Source organism: Streptomyces deserti (assembly GCF_054782695.1).
Genome location: NZ_BAAGRZ010000039.1, coordinates 1 through 21231, shown reverse-complemented (window position 1 = coordinate 21231; position 21231 = coordinate 1). Strand labels below are relative to the sequence as shown.

The window sequence follows — 21231 nt, the reverse complement described above, 5'->3', positions numbered from 1 at the left end:
CCGATCCTCACGTGCCGCGGCGCCGGGCCGCAACGCGGTTCTCTCAGAGTGACTCTGCGACTCGGCGAAATCGTGCAGGCCGGGCCCTTGCCTGGGAGCCGTTCTCCTGGATTACTGATCTCCAGAAGAACGACCGAATGATCGGTCGCCCGGATTGGCACGGTTGGTGAGGGAGGCTCCTCATGGCGGAGGCGGCGGACCTGCTGGACTCGGGGGAACGGCTCGACGTGGAGGCGCTGCGGTCACTCCAGCTCGAGCGGCTGCGGGCCTCCCTGCGGCACGCGTACGAGAACGTGCCGTTCTACCGTCAGTCCTTCGACAAGGCGGGCGTACGCCCGGACGACTGCCGTTCGCTCGCCGACCTGGCCCGGTTCCCGTTCACCACCAAGGCGGACCTGCGCGAGACCTATCCGTACGGCATGTTCGCCGTGCCGCGGGACCGTGTGCGCCGCATCCATGCCTCCAGTGGCACCACCGGACGCCCCACGGTGGTCGGCTACACAGAGAACGACCTGTCCATGTGGGCGGACATGGTGGCCCGCTCGATCCGGGCGGCGGGTGGCCGAGCTGGGGACACGGTGCATGTGGCGTACGGCTATGGCCTGTTCACCGGTGGTCTGGGCGCCCATTACGGTGCGGAACGGCTCGGCTGTACGGTCGTTCCCGCGTCCGGCGGCATGACAGCCCGTCAGGTGCAGTTGATCCAGGACCTGGAGCCGACGGTGATCATGGTGACGCCGTCGTACCTGCTCACGCTCCTCGACGAGTTCGAGCGGCAGGGCGTCGATCCGCGCGGAACCTCCTTGCGGGTCGGGATCTTCGGTGCCGAGCCGTGGACCGAGGAGATGCGGCGCGAGATCGAGGAGCGGCTCGCGATCGACGCGGTCGACATATACGGGCTGTCGGAGGTGATCGGCCCGGGAGTCGCGCAGGAGTGCGTGGAGACCAAGGACGGGCTGCACATCTGGGAGGACCACTTCTTCCCGGAAGTCGTCGACCCGGTCACCGGGGAGGTGCTGCCGGAGGGCGTGGAGGGCGAGTTGGTCTTCACCTCGCTCACCAAGGAGGCCATGCCGGTGATCAGGTACCGGACGCGGGACCTGACCCGGCTGCTGCCGGGCACGGCCCGGGTGTTCCGGCGGATGGAGAAGATCACCGGCCGCAGCGACGACATGGTGATCCTGCGCGGGGTGAACCTCTTCCCCACCCAGATCGAGGAGATCGTGCTGCGCACGCCCGGTGTCGCGCCCCACTTCCAGCTGCGCCTGACCCGCGAGGGCCGCCTCGACGCCCTGACCGTGCGGGCGGAGGCCCGTCCCGACGCGGGGTGGGAGGTCCGGGAGGCGGCCGCGCGGTCCATCCGGGCGGCCGTGAAGGACGGTATCGGGGTGTCCATCGACGTCGAGATCGTCGATCCGGAGTCGCTGGAGCGGTCGGTGGGCAAGATCCGGCGGATCGTGGATCTGCGTCCGCGTTAGGCCAAGCCGGGTCTCGTAGAGGGTTCGGGCGGGCCGGGACGCGTGGGGTTCGGGCCACCTGCCGGGTTCCGTAGGGGTTCGGGTCCGGGCTGGTGTCCGGGAGATCCCGGATGGGACGGGTGTGGCTGCGTTGACAGCATGAGCGTCATGACATCCCCGTGGATCTCCCGACGTTCTGTGGTCGGTGGCCTCGCGGCCGCCGGCGCGCTCCTGGCCGTGCAGGGGCATACCGGCGCCCACGCGACAGCGCGGACCGCCCGGTCCGCCGAGGCCGCCGGCAGGACCGGCACTGCCGGCACCGTTTCCTTCCCGCCCGAGAAGGCTCAGGCTCTGCACACCGCGATCTCCGATCTGTCCCATCCACCGGCCGTCTGCGCTCAGTTACACGTCGTCCGTGACGGCGCCCGGTGGTACGGCACCGCGGGAACGGCGGATCTGGCGACCGGGCGTGCCGTGCGCGCGGACGACCGGATCCGCGCGGGCAGCATCACCAAGGTGTTCGTGGCGACCGTCGTCCTGCAGCTGTGGGCACAGGGCCGTGTGGGGCTCACCGATCCGATCGGGCGGCATCTTCCGGGCCTGCTGCCGTCCGCGTTCGCGCGCATCACACCGGCGCAGTTGCTGAACCACACCAGTGGGTTGCCCGACCATCGCGGCCTGCCGGATCTGAGCACTCCGGAAGCCGTCCTGCGCCACCGGTTCGACCGCTGGACGCCGCGGGAGTGGGCACGGACGGTGACGCACGACCCGCTCAAGTTCGCGCCGGGCACCCGGCAGGAGTACCGCGGCATCAACTACGTCCTGCTCGCCCTGCTCGTCGAAAAACTGACCGGCCGGGCATACGGCGAGGCGATCGTGTCCCGCATCCTGCGTCCCCTCGGCCTGCGCCGGACGCTCCTGCCGGGCGGCGACCCGCGGCTGCACGGCTCGCATGTGCACGGCTATCTGCGCATGACCGACGGATCGCTGCGGGACGTCACCGTTCACGAGCAGACCAGTTCCTGGGGCGAGGGCGAACTGGTCTCGACCGTCGACGATCTCGTGCGTTTCCAGCAGGCCCTCTTCTCCGGCGCGCTGCTGCCCCCGCAGGCGATGGACCGGCTCTTCGAGCTGCCGCCGGACGGCGTGCGCACGCCGACGATGGTCACGATGGTCTGCTTGCGGATGTTCTCGCCGAGCACCCGGGCCAGCGCGTCGGTCGTGGCGGTGACCAGGCGGGCGGGGGCGTCCGGCACCTCGGGCAGGTGATAGGCGGCCTCCCGCATGCTGAGGGTGACCTGCGGGTTGTCGTCGTCGGTCGGGACACCGCCGACGCCCCGGCGGTGCTGGGGTACTCCGATCAGGTCGACGCCGACCAGCCGGCGGAACTCGGGACCGTAGACGGCGCCGACCGCGTCGGCCAGGGCCGCACGAGGCCGTCGCCGAGGCCGCCGTGATCGGGTTGCCCGACGAACGGTGGATCGAGGCGGTCACGGCCGTCGTCGTCCCGCGCGGCGAGGTCACCGAGGTCGAACTGATCGCCCACGCCCGCGAGAAACTGGCCCCTTTCAAGGCGCCGAAGCGGGTGGTGTTCGTGGCCGAACTGCCCCGCAACGCCAGCGGGAAGATCCTGAAACGGGAGTTGCGGGACCGCTTCACGAGGTGAGGACCGCGACGACCCGGTCGGTCATCTGCTCGGCCGACTCCAGCGGCGTCGGGGTGTAGGACAGCACGAACCGGAGCCGCTGGTCCCGGGTGGCGATCATGCGGGTGCGGTAGCCGTGCGTCTGGCCGGTCTTCCCCCAGAGCGTCACGCCGTTCATCGTGGCCCGTTGCAGCCCCATGCTGTAGCGGGCGGGGCTGCCGTCCAGCATGATCCCGCCATGCCCCATTTCACCGTCCACATCCGCGAAGAGGCCCTCGACGGAACCGTCGAAGCACAGCTGATCAGCGTGCCCGCCGGACGTACGGGAGTCGCGGGTGAGGTGGCGTGAGGCGCCGGGAGCGGGCGCGACGTCGGAAATGATGCGGCAGGCGTGGCCGGTTAGGCTCCGTTCGCGCCGGTGCGTACCATGGCGGACAGTTCCAGTTCCTAAAACAAGCAAAGCATCTTTGACGACAAAGGTAAATCCCGAGGGGTGCGTGATGTCAACGCCTGGGGCGCGCGGCGCCGGGGAGAACAGCGGAAACGAGCCGGACGGCGTCGACGACTCCATCCGCGCCCTGCTGCTGCTCATGCCGCGGTTGGTGGGACGCGCCAAGAGGATCCCGGTACCCGAGGCGCTGAGCTCCTTCTCGCTGGCACCGCGTCACCTGTCGCTGCTGGCCTGCCTGTTGTTCGACGGCCCGATGACCGTGAACGAGCTGGCGGCCCGGCTGGAGGTGGCGCCGACGACGGTGAGCCTGCTCATCGGCGACCTGAGCCGGAAGGGGATTCTCGAGCGCCGGGAGGACGAGGCGGACCGGCGGCGGCGGATCATCGCCATCGCGCCCGCCCACGAGCCCGCGATCAGCGCCTGGCTGGCCCCCGGCGCGGCCGCCTGGCGCACGGCGCTGGCTCCCCTGACGCCGCATCAGCGACAGATGTTCGTCGACACGTTGCTCGCGTACGAGGCCGCCGTCGGCGGCGAGGAACCCGGCTGAGGCAGCCTCCCCGCTGCCTCCCCACCACCCTCCGCCGCGCCTCTCCGCACTTCTCCACCGCCTCTCCGAGATCAGGGGCGAGCGCCCGTCCCCCGGCCGCCCGTTCCCCGGCCGCACGGCCCCGCGCCGCAGCGGCCCTTCCTTGGTCGCGATCGTCACGAGCCGACGCTGGGAAGGCGATGTCCGGCCGGACATCGGCCGGAGGGTGAGCGAGGCCCGGCGAAAGGATGACGTCGGCCCTCGCTCCGCGCGACCGAAGCCGCACCTCCGCCTCACACCGGCCGGGTCCGGCCCTGCCAGTACGGCTCCCGCAGCCGCCGCTTGTACAGCTTGCCGTTGGGGTCGCGCGGCATCTCGGTGATGAAGTCGACGCTCTTCGGGCGCTTGTATCCGGCGAGTCGGCGGGCGCAGTGGTCGAGGAGGCCGGCCGCGAGGGCGGGGCCGGGTTCGTGGCCGGGGGCCGGTTCGACGACCGCCTTGACCTCCTCGCCCCAGTCGTCGTGCGGGATGCCGAAGACGGCGGCGTCGGCGACGGCGGGATGGGCGAGCAGGACGGATTCGATCTCGGCGGGGTAGATGTTGACGCCGCCGGAGATGATCAGGTCGATCTTGCGGTCGCGGAGGAAGAGGTAGCCGTCCTCGTCGAGGTAGCCGAGGTCGCCGACGGTGAAGAAGTCACCGATGCGGTTCTTGCGGGTCTTGGTCTCGTCCTTGTGGTAGGAGAAGCCGCCCGTGGTCATCTTCATGTAGACGGTGCCGAGTTCGCCGGGCGGCAGCCGGTTGCCGTCGTCGTCGAAGATCGCGAGTTCGCTGATGGGCCAGGCCTTGCCGACGGTGCCGGGCTTCTTCAGCCAGTCCTCGGCGGTGGCGAAGGCGCCGCCGCCCTCGCTGGCGGCGTAGTACTCCTCCACGCAGGGGCCCCACCAGTCGAGCATGGCCCGTTTCACGTGGTCGGGGCAGGGGGCGGCGCCGTGGATGGCGTGCCGCATGGAGGAGACGTCATAGCGGGCCTTCACCTCGTCGGGCAGGGCCAGCAGACGGTGGAACTGGGTGGGGACCATATGGGTGTGGGTGCACTGGTGGCGGTCGATGAGGCGGAGCATCTCCTCGGGGGTCCACTTGTCCATCAGCACGAGCCGGTGCCCGATGTGCAGGGACGCGCCCGCGAACTGGAGCACGGCCGTGTGGTAGAGCGGCGAGCAGACGAGGTGCACGTTGTCGTCGAACGGCCGGATGCCGAAGATGCCGAGGAAGCCTCCGAGGTAGGCCTCCTCCGGGGGCTTGCCGGGCAGCGGGCGGCGGATGCCGCGGGGGCGGCCGGTGGTGCCGGAGGTGTAGTTCATGACCCAGCCGAGGGTGCGGTCCGCGGGCGGGGACTCCGGTTGCCCGTCGAGGAGTTCGGCATACGGCCGGAAGCCCTCGACCGCGCCGACGGCGTACCGGTGTGTGGGCGGGAGGCCGGCCTCGTCGGCGGCTGCGCGGGCGGGCTCGGCGAACCGCTCGTGGGCGAGGAGCACCTTGGCGCCGGAGTCGGCGACGATCCAGGCGATCTCGGGCCCGACGAGGTGGTGGTTGACGGGAACGAGGTAGAAACCGGCCTGGGTGGCGGCCAGGTAGGCGGTGAGGAACTCGACGCCGTTGGGCAGCACGACCGCGAAGGCGTCGCCGCGGTCCAGCCCCGCGGCACGCAGCCCGTGGACCAGCCGGTTGGCGGCGGCGTGCAGGCGTCCGGCGGTCCACTCCTCGCCGTCGGGAGCGACCAGGACCGTGCGGCCGGGGTCGGCGGTGGCCTGGGCCCAGAAGCCCGCGGGAGGGGTGTTCGTCACTGGCCGCTCCTTCCGGCGATGCGGTTGACGCGGTCGACGGCCTCCTCGAAGCCGCGGGTCAGGTCGTCGAAGACGGCCCGGACGCTGCGTTCGCTGTTCATCCGGCCGACGATCTGACCGACGGGCGTGCCGAGCAGCGGTTCGACCTCGTACGTCTGGATGCGGGAGACGGCCTCGGCGACCAGCAGGCCCTGCAGCGGCATGGGCAGGGGGCCGGGCCCGGCCGGGTCGTCCCAGGCGTCGGTCCACTCGGTGCGCAGCTGACGGGCGGGTTTCCCGGTCAGCGCGCGGGAGCGGACGGTGTCACCCGATCCGGCCGCGAGCAGCTTGCGGGTCAGGGCGGGCGAGTGGAGGTCGGCTTCTGTGGTGGTCAGCCATATGGAGCCCAGCCACACACCCTGGGCTCCCAGACTGAGGGCGGCAGCCACCTGCCGGCCGCTGCCGATGCCGCCGGCGGCCAGGACGGGCAGCGGGGCGACGGCGTCGACGACCTCGGGGGTGAGCACCATGGAGGCGATCTCGCCGGTGTGGCCGCCGGCCTCGTAGCCCTGCGCCACCACGATGTCGATGCCGGCGTCCTTGTGCTTGAGCGCGTGACGGGCGCTGCCCGCGAGCGCGGCGACGAGCACGCCCCGGTCGTGGGCGCGCTCGACGACGTCGGCGGGCGGGGAGCCGAGCGCGTTGGCGAGCAGCTTGATCGGGTAGTCGAAGGCGACGTCGAGCTGGGTGCGGGCGACCTGCTCCATCCACCCCGTGATGCGCCACCCGGACGCCTCCCCTTCGGCGAGTTCGGGCACGCCGTACTTGGCGAGGGTGTCCTTGACGAACTGCCGGTGCCCCTCGGGGATCATCGCCTCGACGTCCGCCTCGCTGACGCCTTCCACCTTCTTCGCGGGCATGACGACGTCCAGACCGTACGGCCTGCCCTCGGCGTGCGCCTCGATCCAGTCCAGGTCGCGTCTGAGCTCGTCGGGCGCCGTGTAGCGGACCGCGCCGAGCACGCCGAAGCCGCCGACCCGGCTGATGGCCGCGGCGACGGCGGGGAACGGCGTGAAGCCGAAGACGGCGTGCTCGACTCCCAGTTGCTTGCTCAGCTCCGTCTGCATGCGCGCAGAATGCCGGAGTCCTCGGGAGGACGGAAGACCTTTCCTGATGCTCCGTCAGATTCATGCTCCGCCAGATGTATGGGCGCCGCACGGTGGACATACTGTCGGGGACGTCCGGGCGGCTCGGCGGAAGGACTTGACGGTGACCGAAGGCGCGGCAGACAGAGCGACGACGACCGGCACGTTCACGCGCCGTCAACTCGGCAGGGACGCTCTGGCCCTGGGCGGCGCCCTGGCCCTGGCCCCCTTCCCGGCCGGGCCGGCCGCCGCCGCGGACAGGGCCGGAAAACCCACCCTCCGGTACGGCAGCGCCGAACGCGCCGGGCTGCTCCCCGCCCACCTCCGCCGTCTGGTCACCGACGCCGAGGCGTTCCTCGGCCCCTCCCCCAAGCACCCCTGGTACGCGGGGGCCGTGCTGCTCGCCGGCCGGGGCGGCACCGTGGCACTGCACCACCCCATCGGCATGGCGGTGCGTTACCGGGCGTACGACGAGAAGACCGACACCGGCGTCGAGTTCCCGCCCGACGAGCAGATCCCGATGGCAGAGGACACCGTCTTCGACCTGGCCTCGGTGTCGAAGCTGTTCACCTCGATCCTCGCCGTGCAGCAGATGGAGCGCGGCGCGCTGGAGCTGGAGGCGCCGGTCGTCTCGTATTTGCCGGACTTCGGCCGCGCGGGCAAGCAGGACATCACGATCCGTCAGCTGCTCACGCACACCTCGGGTTTCCGCGCCTGGATCCCGCTGTACACCGCGCCGACGTACCAGGAGAAGATCCAGCGCGTCTTCGACGAGGCGCCGGTCAGCCCGCCGGGCACCGCGTACCTGTACTCGGACCTCAACCTCATCTCGCTCCAGCTGGTCCTGGAACGGGTCACGGGCCGCACCCTGGACACCCTCCTGCACGACGAGATCACCGGCCCGCTCGGCCTGCGCCGCACCCGCTACAACCCGCCCGCCTCCTGGAAGCCGGGGATCGCGGCGACCGAGGACGCGCGCCGACCGTGGTCCGGGCTGGACCGGGGCCTGGTGTGGGGCGAGGTCCACGACGAGAACGCCTACAGCCTCGGCGGGGTCGCGGGCCACGCGGGCGTGTTCTCCTGCGCGTGGGACCTCGCGGTCCTCGGCCGGACGCTGCTCAACGGCGGCGTCCACGGCCGGGCACGCATCCTGACACCGGAGTCCGTGGAGCTGATGTTCACCGACTTCAACACCGCGTTCCCCGGTGACGAGCACGGTCTCGGCTTCGAGCTCTACCAGCACTGGTACATGGGCGCGATGGCCACCCCGCGCGCCGCCGGGCACACCGGCTTCACGGGTACGTCGCTGGTCCTGGACCCGACGACCGACTCGTTCCTGGTCGTGCTCGGCAACTCCGTCCATCCGGTGCGCGGTTGGCGGTCGGGCTCCGCGCCGCGGGTCGCCGCCGCGAACAACCTGGCGCGTGCCGTACCGGTGCGCCCGGTGCGGGGACGTACGGCCTGGTTCTCCGGGATGGCGAACACCACCACCGCGACGCTCGCGCTGCCCGCGCTGGACACGTCGTCGGGCGGGGCACGGCTGCGCTGCGCGCTGTGGTGGGACACCGAGCCGCGCTCCGACATGCTCACCCTGGAGGCCACCACGGACGGCGGCACGACCTGGCAGCCCGTGCCGTTCACGACGCAGCGCCGGCGCGAGGAGCCTCGGCCGCACCCGTCGGGCTCGCTCACCGGCTTCTCGGGCCGCGTCTGGCACCGGCTCACGGCGGACCTGCCCGCCGCGCGGCAGCTCACGCTGCGCTGGCGGTACGCCACGGACCGGCTGTACGTCGGCCGTGGCGCCTATGTCGACGGGTTGCGGGTGGAGGCGGCCGACGGCGTCCTCTTCGACGAGGCGCGCCCGGCGGACGCAGCGCGCGTCCACGCCGTGGGGTGGGCGCCGTCGGCCGACTAGGGAAGGGAAGCCCTACTGGTTGAAGACGGCCTTCTGCACCTCGTTCGGTCCGTCGAAGCGGTCCTGCTTCAGACTGTCGAGGCGGCTGACGACCTTCTCGTCGGCCTTGTTCTTGCGGGCCTGCTCCACCAGGTGCTTCTTGTCCGTCGGGTAGTCCATGCCGCTGAGGGCCTTCTGGAGGTCGATCGGGCTGAGGTCGGCCATGGCAGCCTCCCGTGGGGGGTGTACGGCCGTCCACGGAGGGCGGCCGGATCGTACGGATAACCTTCGCTCTGTCTAAGTGCCCCACCCGGCGGCAGCCATTCAGTCGCCCTGTGCCTCCAGTACCGCCATCGCCGCATTGTGCCCGGGCACCCCGCTGACCCCGCCGCCGCGCACCGCGCCCGCCCCGCACAGCAGCACGTTCGCGTGCGGCGTCTCCACGCCCCAGCGGCCGGTGCTCTCCTGGGCGTACGGCCAGGTCAGGTCGCGGTGGAAGATGTTGCCGCGGGGCAGCCGCAGGTCCCGCTCCAGGTCCAGCGGGGTCTTCGCCTCGATGCAGGGCCGCCCCTTTGCGTCGGTCGCCAGACAGCCGGCGAGCGGCTCGGCCAGATGGGCGTCGAGCTGGGCGAGCGTCGACTTCAGCAGTTCCTCGCGTACGGCGTCGTTGTCACGTTCGAACAGCCGGGCGGGGGTGTGCAGGCCGAAGAGGGTGAGCGTCTGGTAGCCCTGTTCGGCCAGGTCGGGGCCGAGGATCGTCGGGTCGGTGAGCGAGTGGCAGTAGATCTCGGAGGGCGGCGCGACGGGCAGCTCACCGGCGGCGGCCTGGGCGTGCGCGGCGGCCAGCTGCTCGTAGCCCTCGGCGACGTGGAAGGTGCCGGCGAAGGCCTGGCGCGGGTCGACCGCGTGGTCGCGCAGCCTGGGCAGCCGCCTGAGCAGCATGTTCACCTTCAGCTGGGCGCCCTCGGCGGGTGGCGGGGGCGCGTCGCCGGTCAGGGCCGCCAGCTCCTGCGGCGAGGCGTTGACCAGGACGTGGCGTGCTGTGGCGGTCCCCTCACCCTCGGCCGTGCGGTAGGTGACCTCGGCCGTCCGGCCGTCGGTGGCGATCCGTAGCGCCTCGTGGCCGGTGGCGAGCACGGCGCCCGCACCGCGTGCCGTGGCGGCCAGTGCGTCGGTGAGGGCTCCCATGCCGCCGACCGGCACGTCCCAGGCGCCGGTGCCGCCGCCGATCACGTGGTAGAGGAAGCAGCGGTTCTGCTTGAGCGAGGGGTCGTGGGCGTCGGCGAAGGTGCCGATCAGGGCGTCGGTGAGGACCACGCCGCGCACCAGGTCGTCGGCGAAGTGCTCCTCGATCGTGACGCCGATCGGCTCCTCGAACAGGGCCCGCCAGGCGTCCTCGTCCTCGACGCGGCGGCGCAGCTCGTCGCGGGTCGGCAGCGGCTCCGTGAGCGTGGGAAAGACCCGCTGGGCGACGCGGCCGGTCATGCCGTAGAAGCGCTGCCAGGCCGCGTACTCGCGGTCGGAGCCGGTGAGCCGGGCGAACGCCTCCCTCGTCCGCCGTTCGCCGCCGCCGACGAGCAGGCCGGTGGGCCGTCCGTCGCGCTCGGTGGGCGTGTAGGAGGAGACGTTCCGGGTGCGCACCCGGAAGTGCAGGTCCAGGTCCCGGACGATCTTCCGGGGCAGCAGGCTGACCAGGTACGAGTACCGGGACAGCCGTGCGTCGACCCCGGTGAAGGGCCGCGTCGACACCGCCGCGCCGCCGGTGTGGTCCAGCCGCTCCAGCACCAGCACCGAGCGCCCGGCGCGGGCCAGGTAGGCGGCGGCGACCAGGCCGTTGTGGCCTCCGCCGACGACGACGGCGTCGTACGTGCGGTCTGTCCGGGGTCCCTCGTGTGCGGTCATGGTTCTTGGTAACACGGGGTGATCGAGGTCAGCCAGAGGTGGTTCCTGCCGGCGGCGGCCGCGGGAGCCGGACGGCCGGCCGCGGTCAGTGACCGCCCGGCACCCGCTGCTGCCGCAGCTCGGCCACCCTGCGGTACAGCTCGGCGGCCTCCGCGGCGCGGCCGAGCTGTTCCAGGCAGTGGGCCTCGTCGTTGCGGCTGGCGAGGGTGTCGGGGTGGTCCGGGCCGAGGACGCGTTCGCGGGCGGCGGCCACGCGCCGGTACTCGGTCAGCGCGTCCGCCCAGCGGCCGAGCCAGCCGAGGCCGACGGCGACCTCGCGGCGGCTGACCAGGGTGTCCGGGTGGTCGGGGCCGAGGACGCGCGCGCGGATCGCGCACACGTCGCGGGACTCGGCGAGGGCCTCCTCCCAGCGGCCGAGCCGCCCGAGGTTGACGCCGAGGCCGTGCCGGACGCGCAGGGTCTCGGGGTGGGTGGGGCCCTGGACGCGGGTGCGGTCCTCGACCAGGTCGCGGTAGAGCGTCAGGGCCTCACCGCTGCGGCCGAGGCGGCCCAGGCTGATGCCGATCTCGTAGCGGGCCGCGAGGGTGTCCGGGTGGTCCGGGCCGAGGGCGCGGGAGCGGGCCTCGGCGACCTCCCGGTAGGTCCGCAGGGCCTCATCCCAGCGGCCCAACTGTCCGAGGGCGTAAGCGACTTCGTAGCGGGTGACCAGGGTGTCGGGGTGGTCGGCGCCGAGCACCCGGGCGCGGGCGGCGGCCACCTCGCACGCCATGCGGTACGAGTCCTCCAGGCGGCCGAGCCGGCTGAGGTTGAAGGCGAGGTTGTGGCGGCAGCGCAGGGTGTCGGGGTGATCGGGGCCCATGGCGCGTTCCCGGGCGGCGAGCACCGAGGTGTAGACCTGATGGGCGTCGAAGGGGCGGCCCAACTGCCCCATCACGTAGGCCATTTCCTGGCGGGCGGCGAGCGTGTCGGGGTGGTCGGCGCCCAGGGCCCGGATCCGGGCCTCGGCCACGTGTTTGTACTCGCGCAGCGCGTCGGCGGCCCGGCCGGTGCGGCTGAGGGTGAAGGCGACCTCGTAGCGGCTGGCGAGGGTGTCGGGGTGGTCCGGGCCGAGGAGGTGCTCGCGTTCGGCGGCGACCGCGCGGTGCACCTCCCCCGCCTCCGCCCAGCGGCCGAGCCGCCCCAGGCTCAGGCCCGCGTTGTGCCGGCCGGCCAGGGCGGTCAGGACCTCCGGCGGCGGAGTGGGCCGCTCGTCCGGTACGGGCTCCTGCGGCCGGCTGGCCGTGGGCCGCGCGATCCACTCGCCGGACAGGCCGGCCGCCGGGTCCGGGGATGTGGTGCTCAGCCCGGCGCCGGCCGCCTTGCGGCCCGTGGTCATGCCCCGTGTCCAGGACGGCAGCCGCGCCCCGCGTACCGCCGTCTCGGGGCCGGGCCGGGGCGCCGCCACGGTCGGCACGTACGCCGGCGCGGCGCGGTGCGCGCTGATCCGGCGGGCCAACTCGCGGGCGTCGCCCGGGCGTTGCTCCGGTTCCTTGGCCAGCAGGTCCAGAATGATCCGCTCGAGGTACTCGGGCAGCTCCGGGCGGTGGTCGCGCGGCGGCCGGGGCGGGGTGTCGCGGTGGCCGACGAGGATCGCCCACGCGTCGTCGAGGTCGAACGGCGGTACGCCGGTGGCGATCTCGTACAGCACGCACCCGAACGAGTACAGGTCGCTGCGCTGGTCGACCTCGGTGCCGCTGATCTGCTCCGGGGACATGTAGTGCGGGGTGCCCATCGCGATGCCGGTGCCGGTCAGCCGGGAGGTGAAGCCGATGTCGTGGCCGAGGCGGGCGATGCCGAAGTCGCAGATCTTCACCGTGCCGTCGCCGAGCCGCACGATATTCGCGGGCTTCAAGTCCCGGTGCACGATGCTCTGTTCATGGCAGTAGGCGAGGGCGGCAGCGACCTGTTCGGCGATCTCGACGACGTCGTCGACCGGCAGCGGGTGGGCCTTGTTGTCCTCCAGCAACTGGCTGAGGTTGCGGCCCTCCAGCAGCTCCATCACCAGATAGAGGACACCGTCGGACTCCCCGAAGTCGTGCACGACGGTGATCCCGCGGTGCTGGAGCGCGGCGGCCACGCGGGCCTCGCGCCGGAACCGCTCCCGCAGGACGCGGGTGAAGGAGTGGTCGTGCGGGCCGAGCGGCTTGAGGCACTTGACGGCGACGTGGCGGCCCAGGGACTCGTCCCGTGCCCGCCACACCTCGCCCATGCCGCCGCGCCCGATCAGGTCGAGCAGCCGGTACCGGCCGTGGATCAGCCTGCTGTCCCCCATCTCCTGCGCCCGCCCCCGTCGCTGTCCGCCGCGCCCTCCCCTGGCTCGTCCAGTATGGCGACCTCTCGCCCGAGTTTGTACGGTGCCGGACGCGCGCCCGGGCCGAGCCGCGCCATGGCGCGCAGGATGTGTTTGGGCGGGAGTTGCCAGCGCAGACGTGCGGGAATGCCGCGCAGCAGGATGCCGGTGAGACGCAGTCGCCGGGTGACGACGGGGGGTGCGGGGGCCGGTCTGCCGTACAACTCGTGGGCGTACGGCGGCAGGGAGGCGTACGCCAGGTCCGCCACGCGCCGCCACAACACCTCGCGCACCGGGACCAGCAGCGGATGCGTCGGCGGGCGGAGCAGGAAGTCGTCCACCTCACGTGCCTCGGGTCCGGCGGCCAGTTCGGGGCGCACCTTCGCGAAGTAGGAGGCCAGCTCGGCCCGGTTCGCGGGTACGGCAGCGGGGTCGAGGCCCACCAGGCGGGCGCTTTCCCGGTGTTCGGCGATGTAGCGGTCGGCCTCGGCGTCGGTGAGCCGGAACCCTGAGCGGCGCAGGACGTGCAGGTAGGAGTCGATCTCGGCGCAGTGAACCCAGAGGAGCAGACCGGGTTCGTCGACGCCGTAGCGCTCGCCGGTGTCCGGGTCGGTCGCCGTCAGCATGCCGTGGATCTTCCGGACGCGGGCGCCCGCCTGCTCGGCGGCCTCGGTGGTGCCGTACGTCGTCGTGCCGACGAAGTTCGCGGTGCGCATCAGGCGACCCCAGGCGTCACGGCGGAAGTCGGAATTCTGCATGACGCCGCGCACCGCGCGCGGGTGCAGGGCCTGGAGGTAGAGCGCCCGGATGCCGGCGATCCACATCATGGGATCACCGTGCATCTGCCAGGTCACCGAAGAGGGCCCGAACAGTCCGGGGTCCGCACCGGTCATGCGACTCAGCTCCCTCCGCCCGTCCGATCGTCCGTCAGACCGCACGTCCGCCCGTCCGCCCGTGCGCCCGTCCACCGTCCACCGTCCGACACGATGGCACAGCTCGAACAACCGGTCGACAGTGCCGGGCCCGCGTTCCGTCCGAACCGTCCAGTCGTTGAGATTTCACCCACCCGATGAAGGTTCGGTAAGGCTGCCCTTATATGCTGGCGCCCCTCCGGTCCGTCCCTCAGGGGGCGTTGGAAGCCGACGTGACATCGCACGACAGGATCGACATGCGCACCACCTCCCGAGGTCTCATCGCGGCACTCGCCCTCACCCCCTTGCTGGCCGGCTGCTTCGCCCCGAGCGACAGCGGCAGCGGCGGGGACTCGGGCAACGGAGCGGGATCGGGCGGGCGGCTGCGGATCGCCCTGGCCGTGCCGCCGGCGCAGGCCCTGTCCCCCTACAGCAACGACGCCACCGTGCTCAGCAAGCTGTCGGTCGCCGAGGGCCTCACCGCCCTCGACAAGAACGGCGTCGCCGCGCCCGCGCTGGCCAGGTCCTGGAAGCGGAACGGCGACACGACCTGGACCTTCGAACTGCGCAAGGCCGAGTTCCAGGACGGCACCGCCGTCACCGCCGAGGCCGTGGTCAACGCGCTCGACCACGCGGGCAGGGCCACGCCCAAGCCCCGCGTCCTGAGCGACGTGACCCTCACCGCCAAGGCCGAGGACGCCGACACCGTCACCCTCACCACCAAGACCCCCGACCCGGTGCTGCCGCTGCGGCTGGCCAGCCCCGCGCTCGCCGTGCTGTCGGCGAAGGCGTACGCCAAGGACGGCACCGTCAGCCCGGTCGGCACCGGCACCGGCCCCTTCCAGATCACCCGGCTGAGCGGCAAGACCAAGGCCGCCCTCAGCCGCTTCGACGGCTACTGGGGCGGCAAGGCCAAGGCCTCCGGCATCGACGTCACCTGGATCGCGGACGGCACCGCCCGCGCCAACGCGCTGCGCGGCGGCGACGTCGACATCGCCGAGTGGATCCCCACCGCCCAGGCGAAGCTGCTCGATGCGGACACCCGCCACGAGGTGCCCTCCGTACGCACCGACAGCCTGGTCCTCAACACCCGCAGCGGCCTCCTCGCCGACTCGGGCCTGCGCGCCGCCGTCCGGGAGGCCGTCGACGGCTCCGCCCTCGTCGACTCCGTCTTCGGCGGGTACGCCGACCCCGCGCAGGGCCTGTTCGGACCCGCCGTCCCCTGGGCCGCCGACCAGCGCGTCAAGGTGACCGGCGCCGCCAAGGCGGCAACCGCCGCACAGGTCAAGGCCGAGACGAAGGGCAGGACGCTGCGCCTGGCCACGTACACCAACCGTGCCGAACTGCCGGAGGCGGCGACCGTCCTCCAGCAGCAGCTGGAGAAGGCCGGGTTCAGGGTCGAGCAGGACGTGCGCGAGTACACGCAGATGGAGACCGACCTCCTCGCCGGGAAGTACGACGCCCTCGTCTTCTCCCGGGTCACGCTCCTCGACACCGGCGACGCGGTCGACTACCTCGCCAGCGACTTCACGAGCAACGGCGTCTACAACATCGCCGGGCTGAAGGACCCCGCCGTCGACAAGGCGATCCGGGCCGCCGCCGGGGAGGCCGACCCTCAGCGGCGGCAGGAGAAGGTCATGCGGGCCGAGGCGGAGATCCTGCGCACCGACGCCGTCGTGCCGCTGGTCCACGAGAAGGCCGTGCAGGGCATCGCCACGGACGTCGAGGGTGTGATCCTCGACCCGCGCGAGCGCTCCCTGGTCGATGTCGGCACGCGCCTGAAGTAACCCCGAATGAGCGTCACACACGCCCCTTCCGCCGCTCGCCCGTACCGCTGGCGGGCGGCGGTCGGCCGCGTTGTCGCCGGGGCAGGGCTGCTGGCGGCGGTGGCCCTGCTGCCGTGGCTGTCCGGCACCGACCCGGCGCGCACGGTGCTGCGGGCCCGCTCCGCCGACCAGAATCCGACGCCCGCCGAACTGGCCGCCGTTCGCGAGGAGTTGGGCCTGGACGAGGGGCCTCTCGCGCATCTCGCGCACTGGCTGGGCGGGCTGCCGCGCGGGGACGGGGGCGTCTCGTGGGTGTCGGGCGAGCCGGTGCTGCCCCAGGTGGTCACCGCTGTGTCGGTCTCCCTGACGCTGATGCTGGGCGCGCTGGTGGTCACCGCCTCGGTGGCGGCCCTGGTCTGCGCCCGCACCGTCCGCCTCGGTGCGCGGCGGCGGCTGCGGCAGGACCGGGCGGGTACGGGGGCGGCCGTCCTGGCCGCGCTGCCGAAGTTCCTGTTGGCCTCGCTGCTGGCCACGGTGTGCGGGGTGTGGTGGGGCTGGTTCCCGTCCAGCGGCTGGGAGGGGCCGCAGTGGATGGTGCTGCCGTCGCTGGCCCTCGGCATCCCGTCGGGCGCGATGATCGGCGGGCTGCTCGACCAGTCGCTGCCCGCCGCCTTCCACGAACCGTGGGCGCGCACCGCGTACGCCGTCGGGCTGCCGCCCCGTCACATCGCCCGCGACGCGCTGCGCCGCACCCTGCCGGGCGTCCTGCCGCAACTGCTGCCGACCGTCGTGGCCCTGGTCGGCGGGGCGGTGGCGGTGGAGAAGATCTTCAACATCCCGGGGCTCGGCCGGCTCGCCCTGGACGCCGCCGTCGCGCAGGACCTTCCGGTGCTGCAGACCGCGACGCTGGCGCTCGTCCTGCTCGGCGTGGGCGCCGGCGTGCTGATCCGGGCCCTGCGCCACGCGCTCCTCGGCCGGCCGCTCAGGGACGGCGCCCTGCCCGCCCTGCACCGGCCCCGCCTCACCCCGCCACGCGCCCTGCGCTGGATCGCGGCGACGTGCGCCGTCGCCCTGCTCGCCCTCGTCACGGTGGGGCTGCTGCGCGACCCCTTGCAGGTCGACACGGCGGCGCGGCTGCTGGCGCCCTCCCTCGAACACCCCCTCGGCACGGACGCGCTGGGCCGTGACCTGCTGGCCCGGCTGGGCCACGGGGCGCTGCGCACGGCGGGCGTGGCGCTCGCGGTGACGGTGGTCAGCGCCGTCACCGGGCTCCTGCTCGGCATGGTGCCGCGGGCGAGCGCCGGTCCGACCGAGGTCGTGGCGACGCTGCCCGCCGTCCTCGCGGGACTGCTGGTGGCCGGCGTGACCGGGCCGTCGGTGTGGGGTGCGGCGGGCGCGGTGTGCGTGGTCGGCTGGAGCCCGTACGCCGCCCAGACCGCCGCGCTGCTCGAACAGGAGCGCGCGAGCGGTCACCTCGCCGCCGCCGTGGCGCTGGGCGCCGGACGACTGCACCTGATGCGCCGTCACCTGCTGCCCGCGGTCGTACCTGCCCTGCTGCGCAACGCCCTGCTGCGGCTGCCCACGACCGTCCTGGTGCTGGCCTCGCTGGGCTTCCTCGGCCTGGGCGAGCAGCCGCCCACACCCGAGTGGGGACGGCTGCTGTCGGAGAACCAGCCGTACGCCGAGCTCGCGCCCTGGACCGTGCTGGGTCCTGCCGGTGCGCTCGTGCTGCTTTCCGTGCTGGCGGTGTCGGGGAGCGCGGTGGGGCGGGGGAAGGGCACGCACGCGTCGCGATGATCACGTGCGCGCCCTCGGCGTCCGGCGCAACGCCACGGTCACTCCGGGCCGCCCATGCGCAGGAAGCTGGCGGTGGCCTGCGCATATCGCCGTCCCGTCGCGTCCTCCAGCCAGGATTCGGCGGTCGCGGTCGACCGGCCCACGTGGAGCGCCTGGGCCACCGCGCGCACGGTTCCCGTTTCCCTGGACAGCCGGCGCATGAAGTTCAGGCTCATGCTCACGGTGCTAACCACCGACTTGTCCTCGAGCGACGCCTGGACGGCGATCCACATCGCGGCGTCCAGGATGGTTCCCGCGACCCCGCCGGCCACCACGCCGATGATGTTCTCGTGCCGCTCGTCCGGCTGGAGTTCGATGACCGCCCGGCCGGGCTCGGCCTCCGCGACCCTGAAGTTCAGCAACTGGCCGATGGGAGGATTCGGCAGATCCCCGGAGACCATGCTCTTCAGCAGCTCCTCGCGCGACATCTGGAACGCGCGCATGGCCGCCACCTGGGGATCGGTCCAGCTGACTTCGAGCCTCCTCGCGTCATCGTCTGTTCCCGCCGGAGCATTCTTTTCCGTCATCTCACAGCCTTCTCTTTCGGAGGAAATCTCTGTCGCCGATCAGGAGGTCGGGGATCACGAGGTCGGGGATCAGAGGTCGACGATCACGAGAGAGTCTTTTCGATCAGGGCGACGATCTCGTCGGCCGTGGCCGATTCGACCGCGGCTGCCGTGACCTCCACGGTGGAGTCACGCTCCTCCAGCACTTCGGCGACGAGCGCGCGGATCTGCCGTGCCAGGCGCGCCTTCTCCGAACCGGACGTGATCCCCGAGAGCACCGACCTCAGCGACTCGACGTGGTGTTCGACGGACTTGTCCGGTCCACCGTCCTCGAGGCGCGACAGCAGCAGCTTCGCCACCGCCGCCGTGGTCGGATGGTCGAACACCAGGGTCGACGGCAACGACAGGCCGGTCGCCTTCGCCAGCCGGTTGCGGAACTCGACCCCGCCCAGCGAGTCGAACCCGAGCTCCGTGAACGGCGCTTCGGCGGGAATCGCCTCACCGGACGCATGACCGAGCACGGCCGCGGCCTGATCGCGGACGAAGTCCACGACGACGGCTTCCCGTTCGTCCTGCGGCGTCGAAGCGAGCCTCCCCGCCAGCTCCTCGGCACCGCCCGCCTGCTGCGCGGCCGCGGGCACGAGCCCCTGCAGGACGGTCGGCAGCAGCCCGTCGCGGGCTTGCACCGCCAGTCGCGCCCGGCTGAACCGCATCGCGGCGACGACCGGCTGACCCGCACCGACCGCCAGGTCGAACAGTGCCAGCCCTTCCTCGTGGCCGAGCGCGTTCAGACCCAGTCGCTCCAACCGCGACAGCCCCGCTTCGCCCAGTCCGCTGGTCATGCCCGAGTCCTGCTGCCACGGGCCCCACGCCACCGACACGGCGGGCAGACCGTCGGCGGTCCGGCGGCGGGCGAGGGCGTCGAGGAAGCTGTTGGCCGCCACGTAGTTGCCCTGTCCCGGTGAGCCGAGCAGAGCCGCCGCCGAGGAGAACAACACGAACGCCGACAGGTCGTGGTCCCGGGTCAACTCGTGCAGGTTCAGCGCCGCGTCGACCTTCGGCGTCAGTACCCGGTCCACCTGCTCCGCGGTCAGGGTCTCCACCGTGCCGTCGTCCAGGACACCGGCCGCGTGGACGACCGCGGTCAGCGGGCGCTCGTCGGGCAACGCGGCGAGGAGGTCACGCAGTGCCGTGCGGTCACTGGCATCACACGCCGCCACCTCCACGTCGGCACCCGCCTCGCGCAGCACGGCCACCAGTTCGGCAGCACCGTCGGCGGCCATACCGCGCCGCGACACCAGCAGCAACCGCCGCACACCGTGTGCTTCGGCGAGGTGCCGGGCCACCACCGCACCCAGGCCACCTGTGCCGCCGGTGATCAGCACGGTGCCGGACCCGAACGACACCTCTCCGGCGGCTCCGCCGGTCCGGGCCAGCCGCGGCGCGAGCAGTCGCCCTCCACGGACCAGCAGCTCGGGCTCTTCGGCACCCAGCACCCGCGTCACCGTATCGGTGGAGAGTTCTGCGCCGTCGTGATCAAGGAGGGTGATGCGGCCCGGGTGCTCGGACTGCGCGCTGCGCACGAGCCCCGCCACCGCGGCCGCGGCCGGATTGGGCATCTCACCGGGCAACGCTGACGCACACCGGGTGGTCACCACCAGCCGCACCCCGAGGAACCTGCTCTCGGCCAGCCACTCCCGAAGCACACGCAAGGCCGCCTGCACGGCTGCGCGCACGGTCCCGGCGGTCTCGTCACCCTCGGGGCACACCGCGTCGGCACTCCACACCACCGCGCCCGGAACGGACTCCGCCGCTGTGAGTTCCGCCTGATCGGAGAACCGTTCCGCGCCCCTGACCGCCGTCGCCGGCCCGAGCACGGCAACCGACACCTGCGGGGCACGGTCAGCGCCGGCTTCGACCCATTCCACTCCCAGCATCGACCCGCTGACGCGTTGCGCCGTGCCACCGAGCGCGTGTGCCTCGACCGGGCGTGCGCGCAGCGACTCGACGGTCAGCACCGGCGCCCCGGTCTCGTCGACCAGCTCGATCCGGGCCTCGTCACCACTCGTGCGGACGATACGGGCCCGTACGGCCGACGCGCCGGTGCGGTGCAGCCGGACCCCGGCGAAGGAGAACGGCAGCGGCAGTCGTCCGGGCGGCATCGCCTGGGCGAGACCGTCGATCACGGCGTGCAGCACGGCGTCGAACAGTGCCGGGTGGAGGGCGAAGCCCGCCGCCGAGGCGAGGGCGGTGTCGTCCAACGCCACCTCGGCGAACGTCTCGTCTCCGCGCTGCCACGCCACCGACACCCGCTGGAACGCCGTTCCGTACTCGAAACCGAGATCCGCGAGGCGGCCGTACAGGTACTCACCGTCGAGTCGCTCGGCGTCGACGGGTGGCCAGGTCCCGGCCGGGGCCCTGGTCGTGTCGGCGGGTGCCAGCACACCGCTGGCGTGCAGCAGCCACTCGTCATCGGTGTCCAGATCTGCGGTCGCCGATTCCCGCCTGGAGTGCACCGAGAACTCACGACGTCCGGACGCGTTCACCGGACCGACGCTCAGCTGCACGTCCACGGCGGTGTCGGCGTCCAACAGCAGCGGGGATTCCAGCAGCAGTTCCTCGACCATCCCCGTACCGACGCGGGCGCCGGCGCTCAGGGCCATCTCCACGAACCCGGTGCCCGGCAGCAGCACCGACCCGAACACCGCGTGATCGGCGATCCACGGGTGGGTGCGCAGGGACAGCCGGCCGGTGAACAACCACTCGTCCCGGCCCGCCACCCGCACCGCCGCCGTCAGGAACGGGTGATCGAGCGAGGCCAACCCGGCACGGCTCACGTCTCCGGTCGCGGACAGGTCGGCTTCGAGCCAGTACCGCTGGTGCTGGAACGCGTAGGTGGGCAACGAGACCCGCGAGACCGCGCGTCCGGCGAACAGCGGGCTCCAGTCCACTGCGACACCGGCGGCGTGCGCCTGCGCGAGCATCGTCACGAACTGTTCGGCCTCGTCATGATCCCGCCGTGCCGCCGCAGCCACCA

The 21231-nt window shown here is 72.5% G+C and carries 15 protein-coding genes and 1 pseudogene; 7 read left to right on the top strand and 9 right to left on the bottom strand.

The window, feature by feature from the left end:
• The first annotated feature begins 182 nt into the window (after positions 1–182).
• The 3 genes and pseudogenes from paaK to ACYVMZ_RS35615 form a co-directional block, all read left to right on the top strand.
• Positions 183–1478, top strand: coding sequence for a phenylacetate--CoA ligase PaaK (gene paaK, locus ACYVMZ_RS35625; RefSeq protein ID WP_461087025.1), 1296 nt, complete (start codon positions 183–185; stop codon positions 1476–1478).
• A gap of 147 nt (positions 1479–1625) precedes the next feature.
• Positions 1626–2726, top strand: a complete 1101-nt coding sequence (locus tag ACYVMZ_RS35620; protein ID WP_461087024.1) for a serine hydrolase domain-containing protein — start codon at positions 1626–1628, stop codon at positions 2724–2726.
• A gap of 160 nt (positions 2727–2886) precedes the next feature.
• Positions 2887–3123 (top strand): annotated as a pseudogene (locus tag ACYVMZ_RS35615) (AMP-binding enzyme); the annotation flags it as partial.
• Here the strand turns inward: ACYVMZ_RS35615 and ACYVMZ_RS35610 are convergent.
• On the bottom strand, positions 3113–3331 hold the full coding sequence (locus ACYVMZ_RS35610; RefSeq protein ID WP_461087023.1) for a hypothetical protein: 219 nt from the start codon (positions 3329–3331) through the stop codon (positions 3113–3115). The pseudogene ACYVMZ_RS35615 and the gene ACYVMZ_RS35610 overlap by 11 nt on opposite strands.
• Before the next feature lie 271 nt (positions 3332–3602).
• Here ACYVMZ_RS35610 and ACYVMZ_RS35605 point away from each other — a divergent pair, with 271 nt between their 5' ends.
• Positions 3603–4100 (top strand): MarR family transcriptional regulator, encoded by a 498-nt coding sequence (locus ACYVMZ_RS35605; protein ID WP_461087022.1) that lies wholly within the window; start codon positions 3603–3605, stop codon positions 4098–4100.
• A gap of 272 nt (positions 4101–4372) precedes the next feature.
• Here ACYVMZ_RS35605 and ACYVMZ_RS35600 read toward each other — a convergent pair whose 3' ends face one another.
• Positions 4373–5926: an acyl-CoA synthetase gene (locus ACYVMZ_RS35600; protein ID WP_461087021.1), complete on the bottom strand. Its 1554-nt coding sequence runs from the start codon at positions 5924–5926 to the stop codon at positions 4373–4375.
• Entirely contained in the window at positions 5923–7032 is a 1110-nt protein-coding gene (locus ACYVMZ_RS35595) for an NAD(P)H-dependent flavin oxidoreductase (RefSeq protein ID WP_461087020.1), read from the bottom strand. The genes ACYVMZ_RS35600 and ACYVMZ_RS35595 overlap by 4 nt, the downstream gene beginning before the upstream one ends.
• A 142-nt stretch (positions 7033–7174) precedes the next feature.
• Between ACYVMZ_RS35595 and ACYVMZ_RS35590 the strand changes: the two genes are divergently transcribed.
• Positions 7175–8965 (top strand): serine hydrolase domain-containing protein, encoded by a 1791-nt coding sequence (locus ACYVMZ_RS35590; RefSeq protein ID WP_461087019.1) that lies wholly within the window; start codon positions 7175–7177, stop codon positions 8963–8965.
• A gap of 12 nt (positions 8966–8977) precedes the next feature.
• Here ACYVMZ_RS35590 and ACYVMZ_RS35585 read toward each other — a convergent pair whose 3' ends face one another.
• The 4 genes from ACYVMZ_RS35585 to ACYVMZ_RS35570 all read right to left on the bottom strand — a co-directional run bounded on the left by ACYVMZ_RS35585 (position 8978) and on the right by ACYVMZ_RS35570 (position 14068).
• A complete protein-coding gene (locus ACYVMZ_RS35585; protein ID WP_461087018.1) occupies positions 8978–9169 on the bottom strand; it encodes a DUF2795 domain-containing protein in 192 nt (63 codons plus the stop codon).
• 99 nt (positions 9170–9268) lie between these two features.
• Positions 9269–10846, bottom strand: a complete 1578-nt coding sequence (locus tag ACYVMZ_RS35580) for a phytoene desaturase family protein (protein ID WP_461087017.1) — start codon at positions 10844–10846, stop codon at positions 9269–9271.
• Between the two features lie 85 nt (positions 10847–10931).
• Entirely contained in the window at positions 10932–13157 is a 2226-nt protein-coding gene (locus ACYVMZ_RS35575) for a serine/threonine-protein kinase (RefSeq protein WP_461087016.1), read from the bottom strand.
• On the bottom strand, positions 13139–14068 hold the full coding sequence (locus ACYVMZ_RS35570) for an oxygenase MpaB family protein (RefSeq protein WP_461087015.1): 930 nt from the start codon (positions 14066–14068) through the stop codon (positions 13139–13141). The genes ACYVMZ_RS35575 and ACYVMZ_RS35570 overlap by 19 nt, the downstream gene beginning before the upstream one ends.
• 275 nt (positions 14069–14343) lie before the next feature.
• On the opposite strand from ACYVMZ_RS35570, the gene ACYVMZ_RS35565 reads away from it, so the two are divergent.
• Both ACYVMZ_RS35565 and ACYVMZ_RS35560 read left to right on the top strand, forming a co-directional pair.
• Positions 14344–15873, top strand: coding sequence for an ABC transporter substrate-binding protein (locus tag ACYVMZ_RS35565; RefSeq protein WP_461087049.1), 1530 nt, complete (start codon positions 14344–14346; stop codon positions 15871–15873).
• 6 nt (positions 15874–15879) lie between these two features.
• Entirely contained in the window at positions 15880–17649 is a 1770-nt protein-coding gene (locus tag ACYVMZ_RS35560; RefSeq protein WP_461087014.1) for an ABC transporter permease subunit, read from the top strand.
• Positions 17650–17687: 38 nt separating this feature from the next.
• Here ACYVMZ_RS35560 and ACYVMZ_RS35555 read toward each other — a convergent pair whose 3' ends face one another.
• Positions 17688–18215 carry a PaaI family thioesterase gene (locus ACYVMZ_RS35555; protein ID WP_461087013.1) on the bottom strand — a complete coding sequence of 176 codons (528 nt, stop codon included), beginning with the start codon at positions 18213–18215 and terminating at the stop codon, positions 17688–17690.
• 83 nt (positions 18216–18298) lie between these two features.
• Positions 18299–21231, bottom strand: a 2933-nt coding sequence (locus ACYVMZ_RS35550) for a type I polyketide synthase (RefSeq protein ID WP_461087012.1), incomplete at its 5' end; no start/stop codon positions are given.